This window comes from Brevibacillus sp. Leaf182, from assembly GCF_001423865.2.
Classification (GTDB): Bacteria; Bacillota; Bacilli; order Brevibacillales; family Brevibacillaceae; genus Brevibacillus; species Brevibacillus brevis_C.
The window spans coordinates 44,106-61,291 of the sequence record NZ_LMPN02000036.1 but is presented as its reverse complement, the minus strand read 5'-3'; the positions used below and the strand labels follow the sequence as shown (position 1 = coordinate 61,291).

The 17,186-nt window shown below is 47.5% G+C and carries 16 protein-coding genes; 3 read left to right on the top strand and 13 right to left on the bottom strand.

All coding sequences use genetic code 11. The features are described from left to right. Positions 1-19 precede the first annotated feature (19 nt). From ASG16_RS26790 to ASG16_RS26765, 6 genes are all read right to left on the bottom strand, one after another. Positions 20-847 (bottom strand): carbohydrate ABC transporter permease, encoded by an 828-nt coding sequence (locus ASG16_RS26790; RefSeq protein ID WP_048032881.1) that lies wholly within the window; start codon positions 845-847, stop codon positions 20-22. Positions 848-859: 12 nt separating this feature from the next. Then, positions 860-2,170, bottom strand: coding sequence for a carbohydrate ABC transporter permease (locus ASG16_RS26785; RefSeq protein ID WP_056494496.1), 1,311 nt, complete (start codon positions 2,168-2,170; stop codon positions 860-862). Positions 2,171-2,278: 108 nt separating this feature from the next. Further along, a complete protein-coding gene (locus tag ASG16_RS26780; protein WP_056494356.1) occupies positions 2,279-3,616 on the bottom strand; it encodes an ABC transporter substrate-binding protein in 1,338 nt (445 codons plus the stop codon). A 23-nt stretch (positions 3,617-3,639) separates the two neighbouring features. Then, a complete protein-coding gene (locus ASG16_RS26775; protein WP_056494359.1) occupies positions 3,640-4,698 on the bottom strand; it encodes a Gfo/Idh/MocA family protein in 1,059 nt (352 codons plus the stop codon). A gap of 13 nt (positions 4,699-4,711) precedes the next feature. Next, complete coding sequence (locus ASG16_RS26770; protein WP_056494361.1) at positions 4,712-5,680, bottom strand: sugar phosphate isomerase/epimerase family protein; 969 nt, start codon at positions 5,678-5,680, stop codon at positions 4,712-4,714. Positions 5,681-5,744: 64 nt separating this feature from the next. After that, complete coding sequence (locus ASG16_RS26765) at positions 5,745-6,731, bottom strand: substrate-binding domain-containing protein (RefSeq protein ID WP_082517289.1); 987 nt, start codon at positions 6,729-6,731, stop codon at positions 5,745-5,747. A gap of 189 nt (positions 6,732-6,920) precedes the next feature. On the opposite strand from ASG16_RS26765, the gene ASG16_RS26760 reads away from it, so the two are divergent. Continuing rightward, on the top strand, positions 6,921-7,817 hold the full coding sequence (locus tag ASG16_RS26760) for an NAD-dependent epimerase/dehydratase family protein (protein WP_056494367.1): 897 nt from the start codon (positions 6,921-6,923) through the stop codon (positions 7,815-7,817). Between the two features lie 12 nt (positions 7,818-7,829). Here ASG16_RS26760 and ASG16_RS26755 read toward each other — a convergent pair whose 3' ends face one another. The 7 genes from ASG16_RS26755 to ASG16_RS26725 all read right to left on the bottom strand — a co-directional run bounded on the left by ASG16_RS26755 (position 7,830) and on the right by ASG16_RS26725 (position 14,362). Further along, positions 7,830-8,318, bottom strand: a complete 489-nt coding sequence (locus ASG16_RS26755; protein WP_056494369.1) for a MarR family winged helix-turn-helix transcriptional regulator — start codon at positions 8,316-8,318, stop codon at positions 7,830-7,832. 145 nt (positions 8,319-8,463) lie between these two features. Then, positions 8,464-9,801 carry a serine hydroxymethyltransferase gene (gene glyA / locus ASG16_RS26750; RefSeq protein WP_056494374.1) on the bottom strand — a complete coding sequence of 446 codons (1,338 nt, stop codon included), beginning with the start codon at positions 9,799-9,801 and terminating at the stop codon, positions 8,464-8,466. Positions 9,802-9,812: 11 nt separating this feature from the next. Further along, a complete protein-coding gene (locus ASG16_RS26745) occupies positions 9,813-10,475 on the bottom strand; it encodes a GntR family transcriptional regulator (RefSeq protein WP_056494377.1) in 663 nt (220 codons plus the stop codon). A 180-nt stretch (positions 10,476-10,655) separates the two neighbouring features. After that, complete coding sequence (locus ASG16_RS26740; RefSeq protein ID WP_056494379.1) at positions 10,656-11,255, bottom strand: TetR/AcrR family transcriptional regulator; 600 nt, start codon at positions 11,253-11,255, stop codon at positions 10,656-10,658. A 7-nt stretch (positions 11,256-11,262) separates the two neighbouring features. Continuing rightward, the gene (locus ASG16_RS26735; RefSeq protein WP_056494382.1) at positions 11,263-12,012 is read right to left on the bottom strand and encodes an alpha/beta fold hydrolase; all 750 of its coding nucleotides are present in this window, start codon (positions 12,010-12,012) and stop codon (positions 11,263-11,265) included. Positions 12,013-12,165: 153 nt separating this feature from the next. Further along, complete coding sequence (locus ASG16_RS26730) at positions 12,166-13,098, bottom strand: response regulator (protein ID WP_056494385.1); 933 nt, start codon at positions 13,096-13,098, stop codon at positions 12,166-12,168. A 4-nt stretch (positions 13,099-13,102) separates the two neighbouring features. Continuing rightward, on the bottom strand, positions 13,103-14,362 hold the full coding sequence (locus ASG16_RS26725; RefSeq protein ID WP_056494499.1) for an ATP-binding protein: 1,260 nt from the start codon (positions 14,360-14,362) through the stop codon (positions 13,103-13,105). 268 nt (positions 14,363-14,630) lie between these two features. On the opposite strand from ASG16_RS26725, the gene ASG16_RS26720 reads away from it, so the two are divergent. Beyond that, positions 14,631-15,608 (top strand): glutaminase, encoded by a 978-nt coding sequence (locus tag ASG16_RS26720; protein ID WP_056494388.1) that lies wholly within the window; start codon positions 14,631-14,633, stop codon positions 15,606-15,608. A 43-nt stretch (positions 15,609-15,651) separates the two neighbouring features. After that, on the top strand, positions 15,652-17,064 hold the full coding sequence (locus ASG16_RS26715; protein WP_056494391.1) for an alanine/glycine:cation symporter family protein: 1,413 nt from the start codon (positions 15,652-15,654) through the stop codon (positions 17,062-17,064). Positions 17,065-17,186: the final 122 nt, after the last annotated feature.

The window sequence follows — 17,186 nt, the reverse complement described above, 5'->3', positions numbered from 1 at the left end:
ATGATAGAATGACTCCCTTTTATTCTTTGACTGCCCCAGAAGTCAATCCTGAGATAATCCGCCTCTGGAAAATCAGCACCATCACTACTAACGGGATCGTCACAATGATGGAGGCAGCCGATATTTCTCCCCACGGGATTGTAAACATTCCCTGAAACATGACGATTCCCACAGGCACAGTCTTCATCGCTTCCTGTGTATTCAACGTCAAGGCGAACAAAAATTCATTCCACGCTGCAATAAAAACGAGGATGGCGGTCGTAAAAACCCCGGGCATGGCGAGTGGGAAGAATACTTTGGTCATCGTTTGCCAAATGCTCGCGCCGTCTACTTTGGCTGCTTCGCCCAAATCACTCGGTATTTTACGGAAAAAGATGGTCAGATTCCAGATTGCGAGCGGAAGTGCGAAAGTTGTATAAGGAATGATCAGGCCGATGTAGCTGTTCGTTAAGCCCATCGATTGCATGAACATAAAAATAGGCGAAAGGGTAGCGATCTGCGGGAACATAGACACAGCCAGTACGACACCCAAAATAATCGCCTTTCCCCGAAAGGACAGCCAGGCTATTGCGTATGCAGCAAAAGAAGCGATCGTAATGGAGTAGAGTGTGGTTAACGTCGCCACAACAGTCGAATTCCACAAGTAACGGGCAAACGGTCTTTCCGTAAAGACGCGGACAAAGTTGTCAAACGAAGGATTTTGGATGATAAAATGAAAGGCTCGCTCCCCAAACAACTCCGCTGGTGGCTTCAATGCTGCGAGGAGAATCCATAAAAACGGGAACATCACAAGAAAAACGAATAGCAGTAGACCCACGTAAAACAAGGGACCCGTGTGTTTGCGCATCCAATCACCTCCTTATTTGCCGCTGCCATCACTCAGCAGATCAGCTCCCAATATTTTGACATAGCCGATGGAGATCAATGCCACACACAAAAAGACAATGACTGCGAGCGCCGAGCCTTCCCCAAAGCTCATTTGAGCAAACATCGTTTTGTACGCATAGATGGAAATTGTCTCGGTCGAGTTCCCGGGTGCCCCACCTGTCAACGTGTAAATCAAATCAAATACGCGGAACGCATCAAGTGTACGGAACAATAGCGCCACCAGAATGGTTGATTTCAGCATCGGAAGCGTAATACGAAAAAATTGCTGGGTGCGGGTGGCACCGTCGACAGAAGCTGCTTCGTACAAGCTTTGCGGGATCGTTTGCAAGCCTGCGAATAAAAGCAAGGCCATGAATGGCGTCGTCTTCCACACATCTGCCAAAATGACGGAAAACATGGCTCCAGCCTTTGTCGTTAGCAGCATTCCCATATCCGAGATCAGCCCTGCCTGCTCAAAAAGATAGGCGACGATGCCATTTTGCCCATCGTACAAAAACTTCCACATCATCGCGGAGATCACAGTCGGAATCGCCCACGGTATTAGCACGGTTGCTCGTACAAGACTCCGACCGCGAAAAGGCCGATTGATCAATAGTGCAATCAATATGCCGAGCACTAGTTCAATGGCAACGGAGATAACGGTAAAAAACGCCGTATTGTACAGAGCCCCCCACATCCGAGCATCCGTTAAAAACTTCTTGTAGTAGGTAAAACCAACAAAGTTGGGCTCGATAATCGAAGCTTCAATGCCTTGGATCACGCCAAGAGCACCCTCTGGCTTCGAAAGCAGCTTTTGTTCACTCATTTGCAAAAGGACCGCTCTGACTTCCGCCAAGCTGGTTTTGATAGACTCTGTTTGTTCGTTCGAGAGGCTCACATATTTGAGTTCTATGGGAACTGGTTTAAAGTCAAGCAATAGCTGGTCGATCATTTGATATCGGCTCGCGACCTCGCCTGTTTGGTTGAGGGAAGTGTTCATTTGTTCGATTTGCGCTTGGAGCGCGTTCAGTTTTACCTTTGATGACCCCTGTGCAGAGTCCGCCTCCCTCTTCACATACCGGAGCAGATTAGGTAACGTACTGACGTAGCGTTCCATATCTAGTCCATATGAAGAGTGAATCTCTGATTTCGTCGGGTCGTTCAACCGGATATCGTGCAGACTGATCCAAAAGGATCGCATAACAGGCCAAATCGCGATAACAAGTATGATGAGCAGTGCAGGAAAAATCAGCAAATACCCCATCTGTTTTTCTGAAAGAGACCTTTTGGTTGATCGATTCATCCGTTCACCACCTTCCTTCCCACTAGAAGCTTGCTTGGGTTTGACTGATCGCTGTGCAACTTCCAAGGAAGCCGGTTAGCCCTCCTTGGAAGCGCCACATGTTGCTGCTTATTTTTTCATCAGGTCGTTCATCTGCGTTTCCATGTTTTGCACCGCTTGCTCGGCTGTTTGCTGTCCCGCGAGTGCTTTGGACACTTCAATCTGGATTACTTCCGAAATTTTTGGATAGATCGGAGTCGTTGGACGAGATACAGCAGCGCTTACGCCATCGACGAAATCTTTATTGGCAAACAACGGACTGGCTTTTTGAACATCGGCATCTTCGTAGGCTGGCAGGTAGGTTGGTGCGAGCCCACCTTCTACCGCGGATATTTTCTGACCCTCTGGACCTGTCATGAATTTGAGGAATTCCCATGCTTCTTTCGGGTGCTTCGAGAACTTGTTGATTCCGCCCATCCAACCGCCGAGTGCTGCTGCCGAGCCTGCATCTCCTGCTGGCAGTGGAGCGATCGCGACTTGATCGACGATTTTGGACTGGGCCTGATCCTGCGCCAGCGCGAACTGATACGGCCAGTTGCGGATAAAAGGTGCCTGCCCCTCTAGGAATGCCGTGTGTGATTCCGGCTCCATGAATGTGGTGATATTCGTTGGGACGAAATCAGATTTGACGACCTCGATCATTTTTTTCAATCCTTTGATCGTAGCAGGATTGTTGACCGCTACTTTTCCTTGTTCATCCAAAATTTTTCCACCGTATGATGCACTAAACTCGACAAAGTTACAAACCAATCCTTCATATTGCTTGGCTTGCATCAAGTAGCCGAACTTCGTGCCACCCTTGCCCTTCGTGGTTTTCGCTTGGGCAATCAGGTCATCCCACGTCTTTGGTGCTTCGGATACGAGATCTTTGCGGTAAAACAGGAGTCCCGCGTCGATAAACTTGGGCATAGTCCATTGCTGGCCGCCAAAGTTCCCGGCATCCATGGCCCCTTTGATATATTTTCCAGTCTCGATTCCATCTTGCTCCATCAGGCGGTCGAGCGGCAGAAGATAACCCGCTTGTGCGAATTCAGCAGGCCAGATGACATCGAGGTCAAACACGTCGATCTCGGACGATTGCGCACTGAACATGGTGACGTATTGATCATGACTCTGCCCGGAATCGGCAGGCATCTCACGAATTTCTACTTCGATATTCGGATGGTTTTTTTGGAAAGCTTCCACGAGCTTTTTGGTGGAATCCGTCGCGTCTTTTCCGCGTGCGTAGACAAGCTTGATTTTTTCGTCTGTGGGCTGTGCTGGCTCTGTTTTGGGTGCGGTTGGTGTTGAAGGCTGTGATGGGGCTGTATCCGTAGATGCTTGCTGAGATGTAGAAGAACATGCTGCCAATGAGATGGACATTAATAAGGTAAGTCCAACGGATGTAAGTCTTTTTGCAACTTTCATCTAAGTAACCCCCTATGCTCATATTAGAAACGGACTGCTTCCCCTTTTTGTGCGGATGCGTAGATGGCTTCGATCAATCTGTTGATGTACAAGGCTTGTTCAGGTGTGCAGAGCACCTCTGCTTTCCCTTCGATGGCGTCAATGAAATTGCGGAATAAAAGTACGCGTTCTTTTTGAGGCTTTGGTGTTAATTCTGTCGAGGCAGTTACCCCGTTCCACTCGTGGTACAGCGTAAACTGGTTCTCCAATAAACGAAGGGATGCCCCGCCTTCTTGTCCATATAGTTGAAGGAAAACGTTTTCCTCTTCGATGTGAGAAGCCCAGCTTGCATCGAGCGTAAGCGACAATCCATTCTCAAAGGTGATCATCGCCACTGCCATATCTTCCACGTCAAACTTCCCGGTATCATCGATCCTGCCCCACTCTGACAAGCCGCGTTTGTGAGGCCCGAATTGCGCGTACGTTTGCCCGAGGACGGATACAGGCTTTGGATGATCCAAGAGCCATAAGGTCAAATCGAGCATATGTACGCCGATATCAATCAACGGACCGCCGCCTGCCCTTTCTTTTTGCGTAAACCAGCTTCCCCATCCTGGAATCCCATTACGTCTGACCCAACCGGTTTTGGCGTGATAAATATTTCCTAGCTTGCCTGCCTTCAGCCAAGCTTTGACTTGCAGGGAATCGCTTCGGAATCGGTTGTTTTGTGCGACCATGAGGATTTTGTCTGCTTTTTTTGCAGCCTCGATCATTTCTTCTGCTTCCTGGGCATTCATCGCCATCGGCTTTTCGCACAGCAAGTGTTTGCCGGCTGCAAGCGCACTTTTGGTGGCCTCTGCATGTAAGTAGTTCGGGACACAAACAATGATCGCGTCTGTATCAGACTCTTGTAGCATTGTCTCATATTCGGTGAAAACCTGTGGAATGTCATGCCGTTTCGCACGATAGGCAGCCATTTCTGCGGAAACATCTGCAATGGCAACTACCTCCGCTCGCGGCTCTTCTCTGATCGCCTCCAAGTGTGCTTCTGTAATCCCCCCTGCACCGATGATTCCGATTTTCCATTTGCGTTGATTCGTCATCTTTTCTCCCCTCCTACACCCACCATAGATTCTGGACTGGTTCTCGCAAGATGACTTGCTGCAGGTTTTGAACAGCGCGCTGAAAGCCTTCTTCAATCGACATGATGGCATCCTCGTGCTCGATGCTCACGACATAATCGTATCCATTCATACGAAGTGCGCTCATCATATCCGCCCACGTCTGTTGGGAATGCCCATAGCCTACGGTTCGGAAATACCAGGCACGTTCATGAAGATTGGCGTAGGAATTCATATCCGTCAGCCCGTACATGTTCACTTTTTCCTGGTCAATATACGTGTCTTTGGCATGGAAATGATAGATGGCTTTTTCTTTGCCCAAGATTTTGATCGCAGCTACCGGATCTATCCCTTGCCACCACATGTGACTTGGATCGAAGTTTGCCCCAATCCCCTCGCCTACCTGTTCCCGCAGCTTCAGCAGTGTCCCTGGTGTGTGAACGAGAAAGCCCCCATGCAGTTCCAACGCAACCTTGACATGATGCTCAGTCGCATAAGCAGTCCACTCGCGCCAGTACGGAATAAGCTTCTCGTTCCATTGCCATTGGAGCACGTCGCGATACTCATTGGGCCAAGGAGCAACGGGCCAGCTCGGGTACTTCGCTCCTTCGTGGTCACCTGCCGTACCAGAAAAGCAATTGACCACAGGCACCTCCAGCATCTCGGCTAGCTGTACCGTTTTCACAAACGTATCGTGGGACTGCTGCGCAAAGCTTTTCTCTGGTGTCAACGGGTTGCCGTGACAACTGAGTGCGCTAATTATCAATCCCCGATCTTCTACTGCTTTTTTGTATGCTCGTCTTTTTTCCGGACTTTCCAACAGCTCATCCAGATTGCAGTGCGCATTGCCCGGATAGCAGCCTGTGCCGATTTCCACCGCTTCTAAACCTACTGCCCTCACATGATCCAGCATTTCTTCGAACGACTTCTCGCTAAATAGAACGGTAAATACACCAAGCTTCATGTCTCTTCACCCCTTTTGCATGCGTAAACTCGTTTGCTTCCTTTATATGGTAAGACTTGTTGCTTCATTCCAGTAAAGCGCTTACAGTTTGGCGAATCACGAGATGGTGTGGGACGGTGCTCATTTTCTCTACGGGTTCAATGCGGATTTGTCTGAGTAATTGCTCTGCTGCGGCTTTTCCGTACATGAACGGGTCATTTTGCACGGTGGTGAGCATAGGGCGGGAAAGGGAGGCGAGCTCCAAATTGTCGAAGCCCATGACGGAGATGTCTTCTGGTACACGAATGCCATGGTCGTACAAGTAATTGAGGACGCCAACCGCCATCAGGTCTGTTGCAACAAAAACTGCTGTCGGACGAATTTTTTCCTCACAAATACGGCGCATAGCTTCGTAACCGCTCTTGGCTGTGAATTCTCCTTCCACGACGAATCCTTCATGGATGGGTAAATCATGTGCCCGCATGGCTTTTCGGTAACCGCCCATGCGATCCAGACCGCACGGCGGGTCCCACAGTGGACCTGATATACAAGCGATTTTTTTGTGGCCTTGCGAGATGAGATAAGCCGTAGCATCATAGGAGGCTTGCACATTGTTGACGTTGACAGTCGGAATCTGATAGCCGGGCAAATCGTGGCCGGTAACAACTAGGGGAACCTGAATCTCTTGCAGCGTCTGGATATTGCCCTCCAGGAAGTGAATACTCGCGATAATGACACCATCGATTTGTTTTTCTTTGAACAGTCGCAAGTACTTCAGCTCTTTGTCCACTACTTCATCGGATATCGCCAAGAACATGCTGTAGTCGTACTCGCTAATGACACTGTCGATCCCATAAATGAGATTGGAGTAAAAATTGTTGGAGATATCGGGAATCATCACCCCGATGATGCGGGTTTCTTTGCTGACTAAGCTCCTGGCAATCGCATTCGGCTGAAAGCCCGTCTCTTGCACGATTTTCAAAACTCTTTCCCGCAGCTCTGGACGGACTGGCTTGGAATTGTTCAGCACGCGCGAAACAGTCGCGATGGAAACGTTGGCGAGTTGTGCGATGTCTTTAATGGTTACAGTAATGGTTCTTCACTCACTTTCCATGTAACGGGTAAACGTTTTCCTAATGTGAAAATAACACCCCGCTTTTGTTTTGTCAATATTCTGTTAATTACAAACGCTGTTGACATCGCTATAATGTTATTAAATAATTTAGTTACTAAATTAATTATATACCAAGGAGGTTTTGTCATGAATGTTTTCCTTACAGGAATAACAGGTTACGTCGGGTCCGTAGTCGCCGAGCATTTTCAGTCTCTGGGGTATCAGGTTGCTGGACTTGTTCGATCGGAAGAGAAAGCGGAGTTGTTACTCACACAAGGGTTCACCCCTATTGTTGGCGATCTTGCGGATACCACACTGCTAACAGAAAGTGTTAAAAAATTCGATGGTGTCATTCATATGGCGATCTCACACACACCTGATATGGAAAAATTGGATGTCGCAGCGGTTCAGGCCATGCTAGATGGTTTGGAAGGCACAGGGAAGCCATTCATTTATACGAGTGGAACGCTGATCTATAACGATACGTACGACAATGTCGTGGATGAGAACTCCCCTCTCAAACCTTTGCCTTTTCTCCAATGGAAAGCGAACCAAGAGCAGGAAGTATTAGGAGCAGCCGAGCGAAATATTCGTACGATCGTCATACGTCCTACACTTGTATACGGTCGTGGCGGTGGACTCGTCCAAGCAACGATTCAAAGGACGCAGCTCTCCCAATCAGCCAACTATATCGATGACGGGCAAACAGCATGGTCTACTATCGATATTGATGATTTGGCGAGACTATACGAATGCGCTTTTTTACGAGCAGAGCCAGGCTCATTATTCAATGCAGCTTCTAAGGAAATGATCACGACGAAAGAGCTCATTACTTCGATCGCAAAAATAGCTGGGATAGAAAAAGTGGAATCATGGAGCTATGAAGATGCGGCAAAAGCCTTGGGACCAGCCGCTTGGGGGGCGAGCATCAACCAGAGGATATCTGGATTACGCGCGGAACAACAGCTACATTGGAGCCCCTCTGCAAACTCGCTCCTCAAAGAGCTGGAGCAAGGTTCTTATCAAAACAATAAAAAACCATAGTCCGTCATCGAACTATGGTTGTGATTCATCGCTATCCTGATAGGTATGCAGGAATCTGATTGATTTCGTTAATATCCGTATGAGTGCCTGCGCATCATCCGTACCAAGATGCTCATGTAATTGCTGAAAACGATTAAACAGCTCTCGCTCTCTCGCTGCCACAAAATCAAAGCCCTCTTTCGTAGGGGCCACGAGAATGGAGCGTCGATCCTTGGGTCCCACGGTACGGGTAATAAGCCCAAGTTGTTCGAGTGATTGAATGACATGCGTCACGGCTGCTGACGTTATTTTCAACTGCTTTCCTAGCTCGGAAACTCTGATGCCGTTCGTGCCTGGGGGACTTACGTAGGTCAAGTGAACAAGCAAATTCAATTCGCTCTGACGGAGGTCTTTCGAAGGACTGAAAACATGTCCGATCCGCTTTAACTGGCCAAATACGAGAGCCAGCTCTTTCGTCGTATGATCAATGGTAACATCCGAGTTTGTATGGTCTGTACTCATCCATTTAGACTCCCATTCTTTGATGGTATCAATCGATTATTTACGAAAAGAAATGACATTGTCAAGAATGAGAGTCTACTTACGACTCGAAAAAGCACCGTATGCCAAGTCTGAACTCCGACATACGGTGTTTATCCTACCTACTCTATTCTGGGAAGCAGTACTGCATCTTGCTAAACGATCTGCGCATTTCGATCACCTTTGACTGGACAACCTCGGGCTTTTCCCTGCCGGACAACACACTTACAATCAGCTCTGCAATCTTGTCCATCTCTTGTTCTTTCATGCCAAAGCGGGTGACTTCTGTCGTCCCGATACGCAGACCGCTTGGGAAATCCCAATCCTCTGGTCCGTCACCCGGAATCAAATTTTTGTTCGTGATGATATTCGCTTCAGCCAATCGCTTGCCTACCTCGTAACCACCACCAAACTCTTTTACGTCCAGAATGACTTGATGTGTACGTGTATAGCCTTTGTGTGCGCAAAGCACCCGTATTCCCCGTTCATCGAATGCTTTACCCAGTGCTTGTGCATTCGTCACAATTTGTGCCATGTATTCCGTGCCAAATGCCAAAAACTCTGCCGCCGCTGCTGCCAATGCCGCTACCCGGTTGACTTGATGTGTAGCGGCAAGTGCCGGGAAGATGGCATCAGTTATCGGTACAGATAGTTCCGGGTCATTCCAGACGATGATGCCGCTTTGTGGACCGCTAAACGTTTTCCCAGCCGAGCCAGTCATCACACATGCCCCTTCTCGTAACGGGTCCTGAAATTGACCACCTCCGATCAATCCCAACTGGTGTGCACCATCAAAATAAATGCGACCACCCCATTCTTTCACGATCTCAGCCATCTCCTTCAGTGGATATGGAAATAAGGTCATGGACGCGCCTAGGGTAACGAGCTTTGGCCTAACTTGCCGTGCGACTTTGGCGAACTCGTCCAGATCAACAGTAAGCTCAACAGGGTCCATTGGCACATCGACAATTTGCAAACCACGAATGCCAGCAGGCCCGTCCACCCGATTGCTAGAATGTCCCCCAAACGGTTGCGCGATCGTCATAATCGTATCGCCCGGTTGCGTTAACGCCGCATAGACCGTCATGTTCCCAATCATGCTGGCTACCAATCGATGGTCAGCGAAATTGGCTTGGAATACTTTTTTCAACAGCTCAACACATAACGCTTCGATTTCATCGATATATTTCGTGCCAGCAAACCATCTCTGCGTGCTGCCGATATGTCCTTCCGCAGCGCGAGTCCCTACCTCAGAAGCGAGCAGTTGTCGTACGATAGGCGTAGTGGGTGCTTCTGGTGCGAGCAAATTCAAGCATTCCTCGCCTCGCCAAATCGCATTGCGGTTTACTGCATTCACGATCTCTTGCTGAATCAGACGGTGGGACGGACTCTCTTCGATAATGGAACGCGCCCATTGCAAAACTCGCGAATCATGTACTTCCCCCTTCATTTCAACCGTACTCATGCCATTACCCCCTATTCATCATTGGAATGGTTCGTAAGCAATCTGCCAAGGTTGATCCAGTTTTCTTCCATCAAAGAAGAGGCAAGCTGACTGTTGTTGTCTCGAATCGCTTCGATGATTCTGCGGTGCTGTTCTACTGATTCCACCCCTTCTAAAGAACCGAACCGAGCAAATTCCAAACGCCGAATTTTCGGTACAACTCGCTCAAGTGCCAGGTAAATTTCACGATTCCCCGTAGTCTCGAGGATCACGTCGTGAAAGCCGTCATCTGCTTCAATCGCTTTGATCACATCTTGCTGTTCGAGTGCGACCTGCAGCTTTTCATTCCATTGCTCCAGACTACGGATGACCTCCGATTCAACTGGCATCGCCAATCGTACTGCCAACCCGTGCAAGGCCGCAACAACTGGAAACGCGTTCTTCGCCTCCTTTTCAAGTAAGGGTGTCACTCGTGTGAGAGAACCGGGAACAGATTCAATAAGCCCTTCGTCCTCCAACCGTTTGAGCGCTTCTCTCACAGGAGTTCGACTCACGCCAAATAAAGCCGCCAGTTCGTTGTCGTTGACTCGTTGTCCTGGCGTTAGCTCTAGCATGACAATCGCTTTCTTCAAGCCTTGGTATACCTGTTCGCGTAATGATGGGCGTTCGATTTGTTTGATTAGGTTAGTGTCCATGAAACCAATATATTGGTTTTGATTATTTCTGTCAATTTTAAATATTTCGATATATGATGGAAACGGTTTGAACGGAATGTGCTTTAGGCTTTTCAGTTATACCAACCGTGCAGAAAAAAGAGGCTACCCCACCAGTAATCATTTACGAATGGGATATCCTCTTCTTTTTTCAACGTAACGCTATGATTCTTCCGGAGGGCTACAATACTCCCGAATCATCTGCTCCTTCATCTCTTCAACCGGAAACCCTTCCGGATAAGTCGTCATCATCAACATTGCGCCTTGGAGCGCCGAAGAAAAATAGAGCGATCTCCATCTGGGCTGCTTTACGCCTAACTGTTTGAATATCTGGCATTGGACTTCAAACTGCCTGCCCGACTCCTCATTTAATTGCTCTCTGTAAGAAGCAAGTACCCGATCATCTTCGGGCTGTGTTTGCAAATTCAAGTAAAAACGATAGACATCCGGCCGTTGGTAGACGTTATCAAGCGCACCGTTGACAATATGGCGCAGTTGTTCATGCGGCGTTGCAAGCTGAGTCGCAGCCTCCATCACTTTTTTTACTTCCTCGATCCGTACCTGAACCATCGCGGCGAGAAGCTCTTCTTTTCCTTTGTAATAATTGTAAAGCAGTCCCTTCGATATCTGGGCCTGTCTGGCTACATCGTCGATTGAGGTTGCGTGGTAGCCTTTTTTTATGAAGAGCGTCATTGCGGCTGCATGGATCTTCTCTTTAGCAGCTTGGCGAATTCGCTCATTTTCAGCAGGGGTACGCGGCACGGTTCAGTCAATCCTCCAAAAATTCAGTGATAGCGCGAGCGATTTCTTCAGGATGCGTCAACGTTGGTTTATGATCGGCACCCGTAATCTCAACAAACCTTCTCTCGGGTAATACTTCTTTAAAATATTCAGCAATCTGTTTCGCATCCACGGCATCTTCCTTGCCGATTATCAAGCATGTTTGATTGGCTAATTTTTCGAGCCGTTCAATCGCAGGTGGCTGCGGCCATACAGACTCCCATGTCGCCCACTCGAATATTTTTGCTAAATTATGTTTCGCCATCTCAGTCAGAAGGTCCTTCTGTGGACTTCCCATCACGACGCGGTACGGGCAGGCCGATAAGGAAAGCTCTACCATGCGGTCAACATCCTGCGTTTCTTGGATTTTCTGCATCCATTCCGTGAATGGCTGACTCGGTGTATACCCTGTCAAATCAGGAGCAATCAGCACGAGCTTGCTCACTCGCTGCGGATAAGTCAGCGTAAAATCCGTTGCAATTCGTCCGCCTATCGAGTGCCCTACGAGCGTGGCTTCGTCCAGTTGAAAATGGTCCATAACGGCAAGCAAATCATCGACGTAGTTCGCTACCCCTGTTGGAGACGGCGATTTCCCGCATCCGCGTCCATCAAAAGCGATGACCTGATAATGCTTCGCCAAAATCGGTGCGACATACATCCAATCTCGCATATCAGCACCGCCACTGTGCAATAAAATGACTGGTTTTCCTTCCCCTGAAACCTCATAGTACAAATCCATCGAAGTAATCCCTCCGTGAATTGCAGATTTGGTATACAATCCCAGTTTATTATTGAATGAACGTTTAGTCAATAAAAAGAAGTACTCCTATACAAAACAAAAAGCCCTAATCAACATGATCAGGACTTACCTCTACCGTCAGACAAAGAACAATTACGCCTCCGACTGTATGCGCTTCGCCTCTGCATACAGCACTTGAATGAACTTTTTCATATTGATCCGAATATCTGAACCCGGCGATGCGGCATTGCTCTTTAACTCCGCCATCTTCTTCCACACATACGTAAAATCAAAAAACTGCGAAGCGTAATTCTCGAACTTCCAATTCGAGAGGTCTGCAAGCCCAAGCGACGCCAAATGATTCAGTGACTGATAGATTGCTCGACGGACTCTCTGCTCAGAAGCTTTGACAACCTTGGCGACTTGTGGATCGTCCGCAGCTACTCCATGTCTGTGCTGTGCTACTGCCACAAAGATCTCTTTCAGGGCTGGAAATCCATTTTTAAACGTATGCGTCTGTTCGTATCCATGCAAGAAGTCCAAAATATCTAGCAAGTCATTGCTTCCATTGTCACCCGCGATACCCAACTCCGTTAACAGAAACTGTCCCGCCTCGCGAAGCGGTTTGCCCTGTGACGGACGAAGTTGTCCGGAAGGCTGCTGGTCCACTTGCATGACAGCATTCAGCGATTTGTGAATGTCCCGTATCGAACGCTCGAGACGAATTTTCTCGATCACTTTTTGGAGGATCGTTACGACTTCGATCTTGTTTACAGGCTTGATAATGTAGTATTCGCTTCCAAGGGCATAAGCTTGGGCAATCAAATCTTTCGTTTCTGCCTGAGAGATCATGATGATCTTTCCTGTGAATGTCGGCTTCACTTGGCGAATCGTCTCAATCCCATCCCGGTTGGGCATGAACAAATCGATCAGCATAATATCTACGTTGCGTGCGGTTAATGTATGACCGTCTACCATCGAGCCGTCAGATGCTTCCCCCACGACTTCGCCCAGATTCTCGTCTTCTATGATTTCCGTCAACATGAGGCGAACGGCATCATCGTCATCAACTAAATAAAACAGCATCTTCTCACTCTTTCTTCGTTATCGGATCAATTGGTAATCGCATGAGAAATGTTGTCCCCTTCCCATCTACTCCATCCTGTAAGGAGATTTCCCCTTGCCATTGTTCCACCAATTGTTGTACATAAGACAGTCCGATCCCTGTAGAGGGGTTGCCGGTTTGATCGTATTTCGTAGTAAAGCCAGGCTTGAACAGCAAAGCCTTTCTCCGTGGAGGTACTCCCGGTCCGTCATCGTTGATTCTGATTTCCACAAGATCGCTTATCCGTTCAATTTCAATAGAAATCGCTCCTGTTTGCTGGATGGCCTCCACTGCGTTTGCCACCAAATTATTAATCAGGGAAAGCATCATGAAAACGTGATAGAGCGGATGTGTCCCCGTAATAGAAGCTGTGATTTGTATGTCCTTCTCCAACAAAGTTGCATACTTCATATTGCTTCGTTTGATTATGTCCACGAGCTGATGGATGTCCATGTAATCCGTGATGCTTTCATCGGATATCAGCTTGTGAAGCCCTGCAAATATGCGTTGGTTGTCCTTTTTAATTTCGTGAACCTCGCCTGCAACAATCAATGCTTGCTTGGCAAATCTCTCTACATTCGTGGGCACCTGTTCCTTATGAAGCTCCTGCAAGCCTTGGTATAGCTCAAAAGACTTCATACTAATACTCTCGGCATTTTGCAGTGTTTTTTTCAGATGAATCGATTCCTCATACAAGGTGGAAATCAGCATCAGCATACGCTCGTTCTGTTTTCTTGTCTGCTGCTCTCGCGACTGTGCTTCGTACAGCTTCATCATGTTGAGAAAACTAATCACGATAAAGCTGTGGGACAGAGCGATGACGAGCATCTCTTGCACCGCTCCCCATGTGAGGACGGTATCTAACAGTACATGTTGCGAGAGAACTTCAATCAGGTCGGCCAATACCTCGATGACCATTCCCATCAATCCAACCAAAATCGTCCTGTTGTGAAAATAGCGTACTCCGGTTAAATAAAACAGAACAGAATAAGCAAAATAAAAGAAAAAGCTAGAATAATGCGCTTGGAGAGAAGCCTCCCATACTGTATGATTCCCGGCGATGAGGTCAATCACAATCCGAAAGCATACGACCGTAATCCCCGTCAAAAAGCCAGCGAGAACAGATGGAATTCTTTGAAACAGTAATAAAAAGAAGAAAAAGGTAGGAGCTCCAAAGCTAATTCGAAATGTCTCATTGACGGGATAAAATTTCAACTCCCCTGCCAACGGAACCGTAATAAGCATGAGGGCCAATATATACCAATCTCGTTTTACTTGTGTTTGAACACGCACGCCTTTCACTTCCCATGTTGTTTCTTGATGCCCCTATCTATTTTTACCGAGGATACGCCTGTAGGACAAGTCTCAAAAAAAAAATGGAGCACTCACATGAATCAATCTGTGAGTTTTTGTTTTATTTTGTAGGGTGGTTGTAAAGTGTTCATTATATGTATTTCGCGAAGCATGGAAGCGCTTTCTCTTCCTCTTCGCGTAAGAGCAGTGTATTCGATTTTTGGGGGGAAAGGCGTTGATTCAACAGGTTTTACTTGTGGATGAATTACAGCAATGGGTGGAACAATATCGTTCCAAGGCATCTGAAGGAAAATGTGCCAGTTATATCCCTGCTTTGGACAGAACAGATCCGAATCAGTTAGGAATTTGTATCATCGAACCTACAGGAAAAATGCACACAGCGGGTGACTGGGAAGTTCCTTTCACGATGCAAAGTATTTCCAAAGTAATCAGTTTTATTGCTGCTTGCTGCTACCATGGTATCCCTTACGTGTTGGATCGGGTAGATGTAGAACCGACTGGAGATGCATTCAACTCCATTATCCGTCTGGAAATGAACAAGCCAGGTAAGCCTTTTAATCCGATGATCAATGCGGGAGCGATTACGACATCTTCACTCCTCCCTGGTCAAACACCGGATCATAAGCTGCGTTACTTGTATGCATTTTTCAGTAAAATTACAGGCGTTACACCAATGGTGAACGAGGAAGTGTTTCTTTCCGAATGGGAAAACTCTCACAGAAACCGGGCACTTGCCCACTATTTAAAGGATACCGGCTATTTGGCGTGCGAAGTGGAAGACGCTTTGGAGGTCTATCTCACTCAATGCTCGATTGAAGTAACCACCGAGCAAATTGCCTTGATCGGTCTCCTTTTAGCACTCGATGGCTACCATCCGATACGTAACGAACAAGTTCTCCCGAAAGATGTCGTCCGCCTAGCCAAAGCACTGATGCTCACCTGCGGCATGTACGATGCATCGGGCAAATTCGCCGCGAATGTTGGCTTGCCCGCAAAAAGTGGCGTCTCAGGTGGAATCATGACACTGGTTCCTCCTAACCGCAAACCACGTTCACCGTTTCAAGATGGTTGTGGAATCGGTATTTTTGGACCTTCCATTGACGGTTGTGGAAACAGTGTAGCGGGCGTTTCTTTGTTAAAACATATGGCTCAGGAATGGGATGTAACGATTTTTTAGAGAATACTAAGGAAAAATTCATAACAAAATTCGAGGTGACACGATGCAACAATTCTTACTCGATGTAACAGCTACTATAAACGATTTTTTGTGGTCCTATATTATCATTATCATGCTAATCGCGTTAGGCTTGTTTTTTACCTTCCGTGGCAAATTTTTGCAAGTACGCATGTTGCCGGAAATGCTCCGTTCCATTAAAGAAGGAAGAGCGAAAGACGATGGCGGCATCTCCCCTTTCCAGGCTTTCGCTATTAGTATGGCCGCGCGTGTCGGTACAGGTAACATTACGGGAATTGCTATTGCGATCGCATTAGGTGGTCCTGGTGCCGTATTCTGGATGTGGGTCATTGCGATTATTGGTTCTGCATCCAGCTTTGTTGAGAGTACGCTCGCTCAGATTTATAAAATCAAGGATAAGAACGGTTTTCGTGGCGGTCCGGCTTATTACATGGAAAAAGGGTTGAACAAACGTTGGATGGGCGCCCTGTTCGCTGTCCTTATCACCCTTTCTTTTGGTCTCGTATTTAACGCCGTGCAATCCAACACCATCACGATTGCCTTTGAAAATTCTTTTGGGACAGATCGACTGGTACTCGGTATCATCATGACGATCGTATTTGCTGCCATCATCTTCGGCGGTGTGAAACGCATTGCGAAAATGTCCGAGTACATCGTCATTGTATTGGCTGTATTGTACATCGGGATGGCGCTCTTCATTGTGATCCTGAACATCTCGAAAATGCCGGAAGTCCTTTCTCTGATTGTGAAAAACGCGTTCGGCTTCGAGCAAATCGCAGGCGGCTCTCTCGGTGCAGCGCTCATGCACGGCATCAAGCGTGGTTTGTTCTCTAACGAAGCTGGTATGGGTAGTGCCCCGAATGCTGCGGCTACAGCAACGACAAGCCATCCAGTGAAGCAAGGTTTGATTCAAGCATTCGGTGTTCTATTCGATACCCTCGTGATCTGTACAAGCACAGCTTTCATCATTTTGCTGTCCGGCGCATACACACAGCAAGGACTGAGTGGCATTGAGCTGTCACAAGCAGCACTGAGCATTCATATCGGTTCTTGGGCTTCTGGCTTCCTTGCCATCATGGTGTTCTTGTTCGCCTTCAGTACATTGATCGGGAACTACTATTACGGCGAGACCAACATCGAGTTTTTAAAGACAAGCAAAGCATGGCTCTTGCTGTATCGTTTTAGTGTACTCGCCATGGTGTTGTTCGGATCAGTGGCAAAGGTACAGCTCGTGTGGGATTTGGCCGATTTGTTCATGGGCTTCATGGTCATTGTCAACCTGATTGCGATCGCCATGTTATCAAAAGTCGCGTATGCTGCCCTACATGATTATTTGGAACAGAAAAAAGCAGGAAAAGATCCTGTGTTCTACAAGGACAGTATTGAAGGCGTGGATAATATCGAAGCCTGGGATGCTGCTCCATCGTCCAACAAATAGCTCTGCAAATCAAAACGAGAAGCTTGCTCGGTCAGCAGCTTCTCGTTTTTGTTCAGAGAAAATAAAGTATTAGACTGGCCTGGTTTATTGAGCTATCGTACTGGTTAGCTCCATGAAACTAT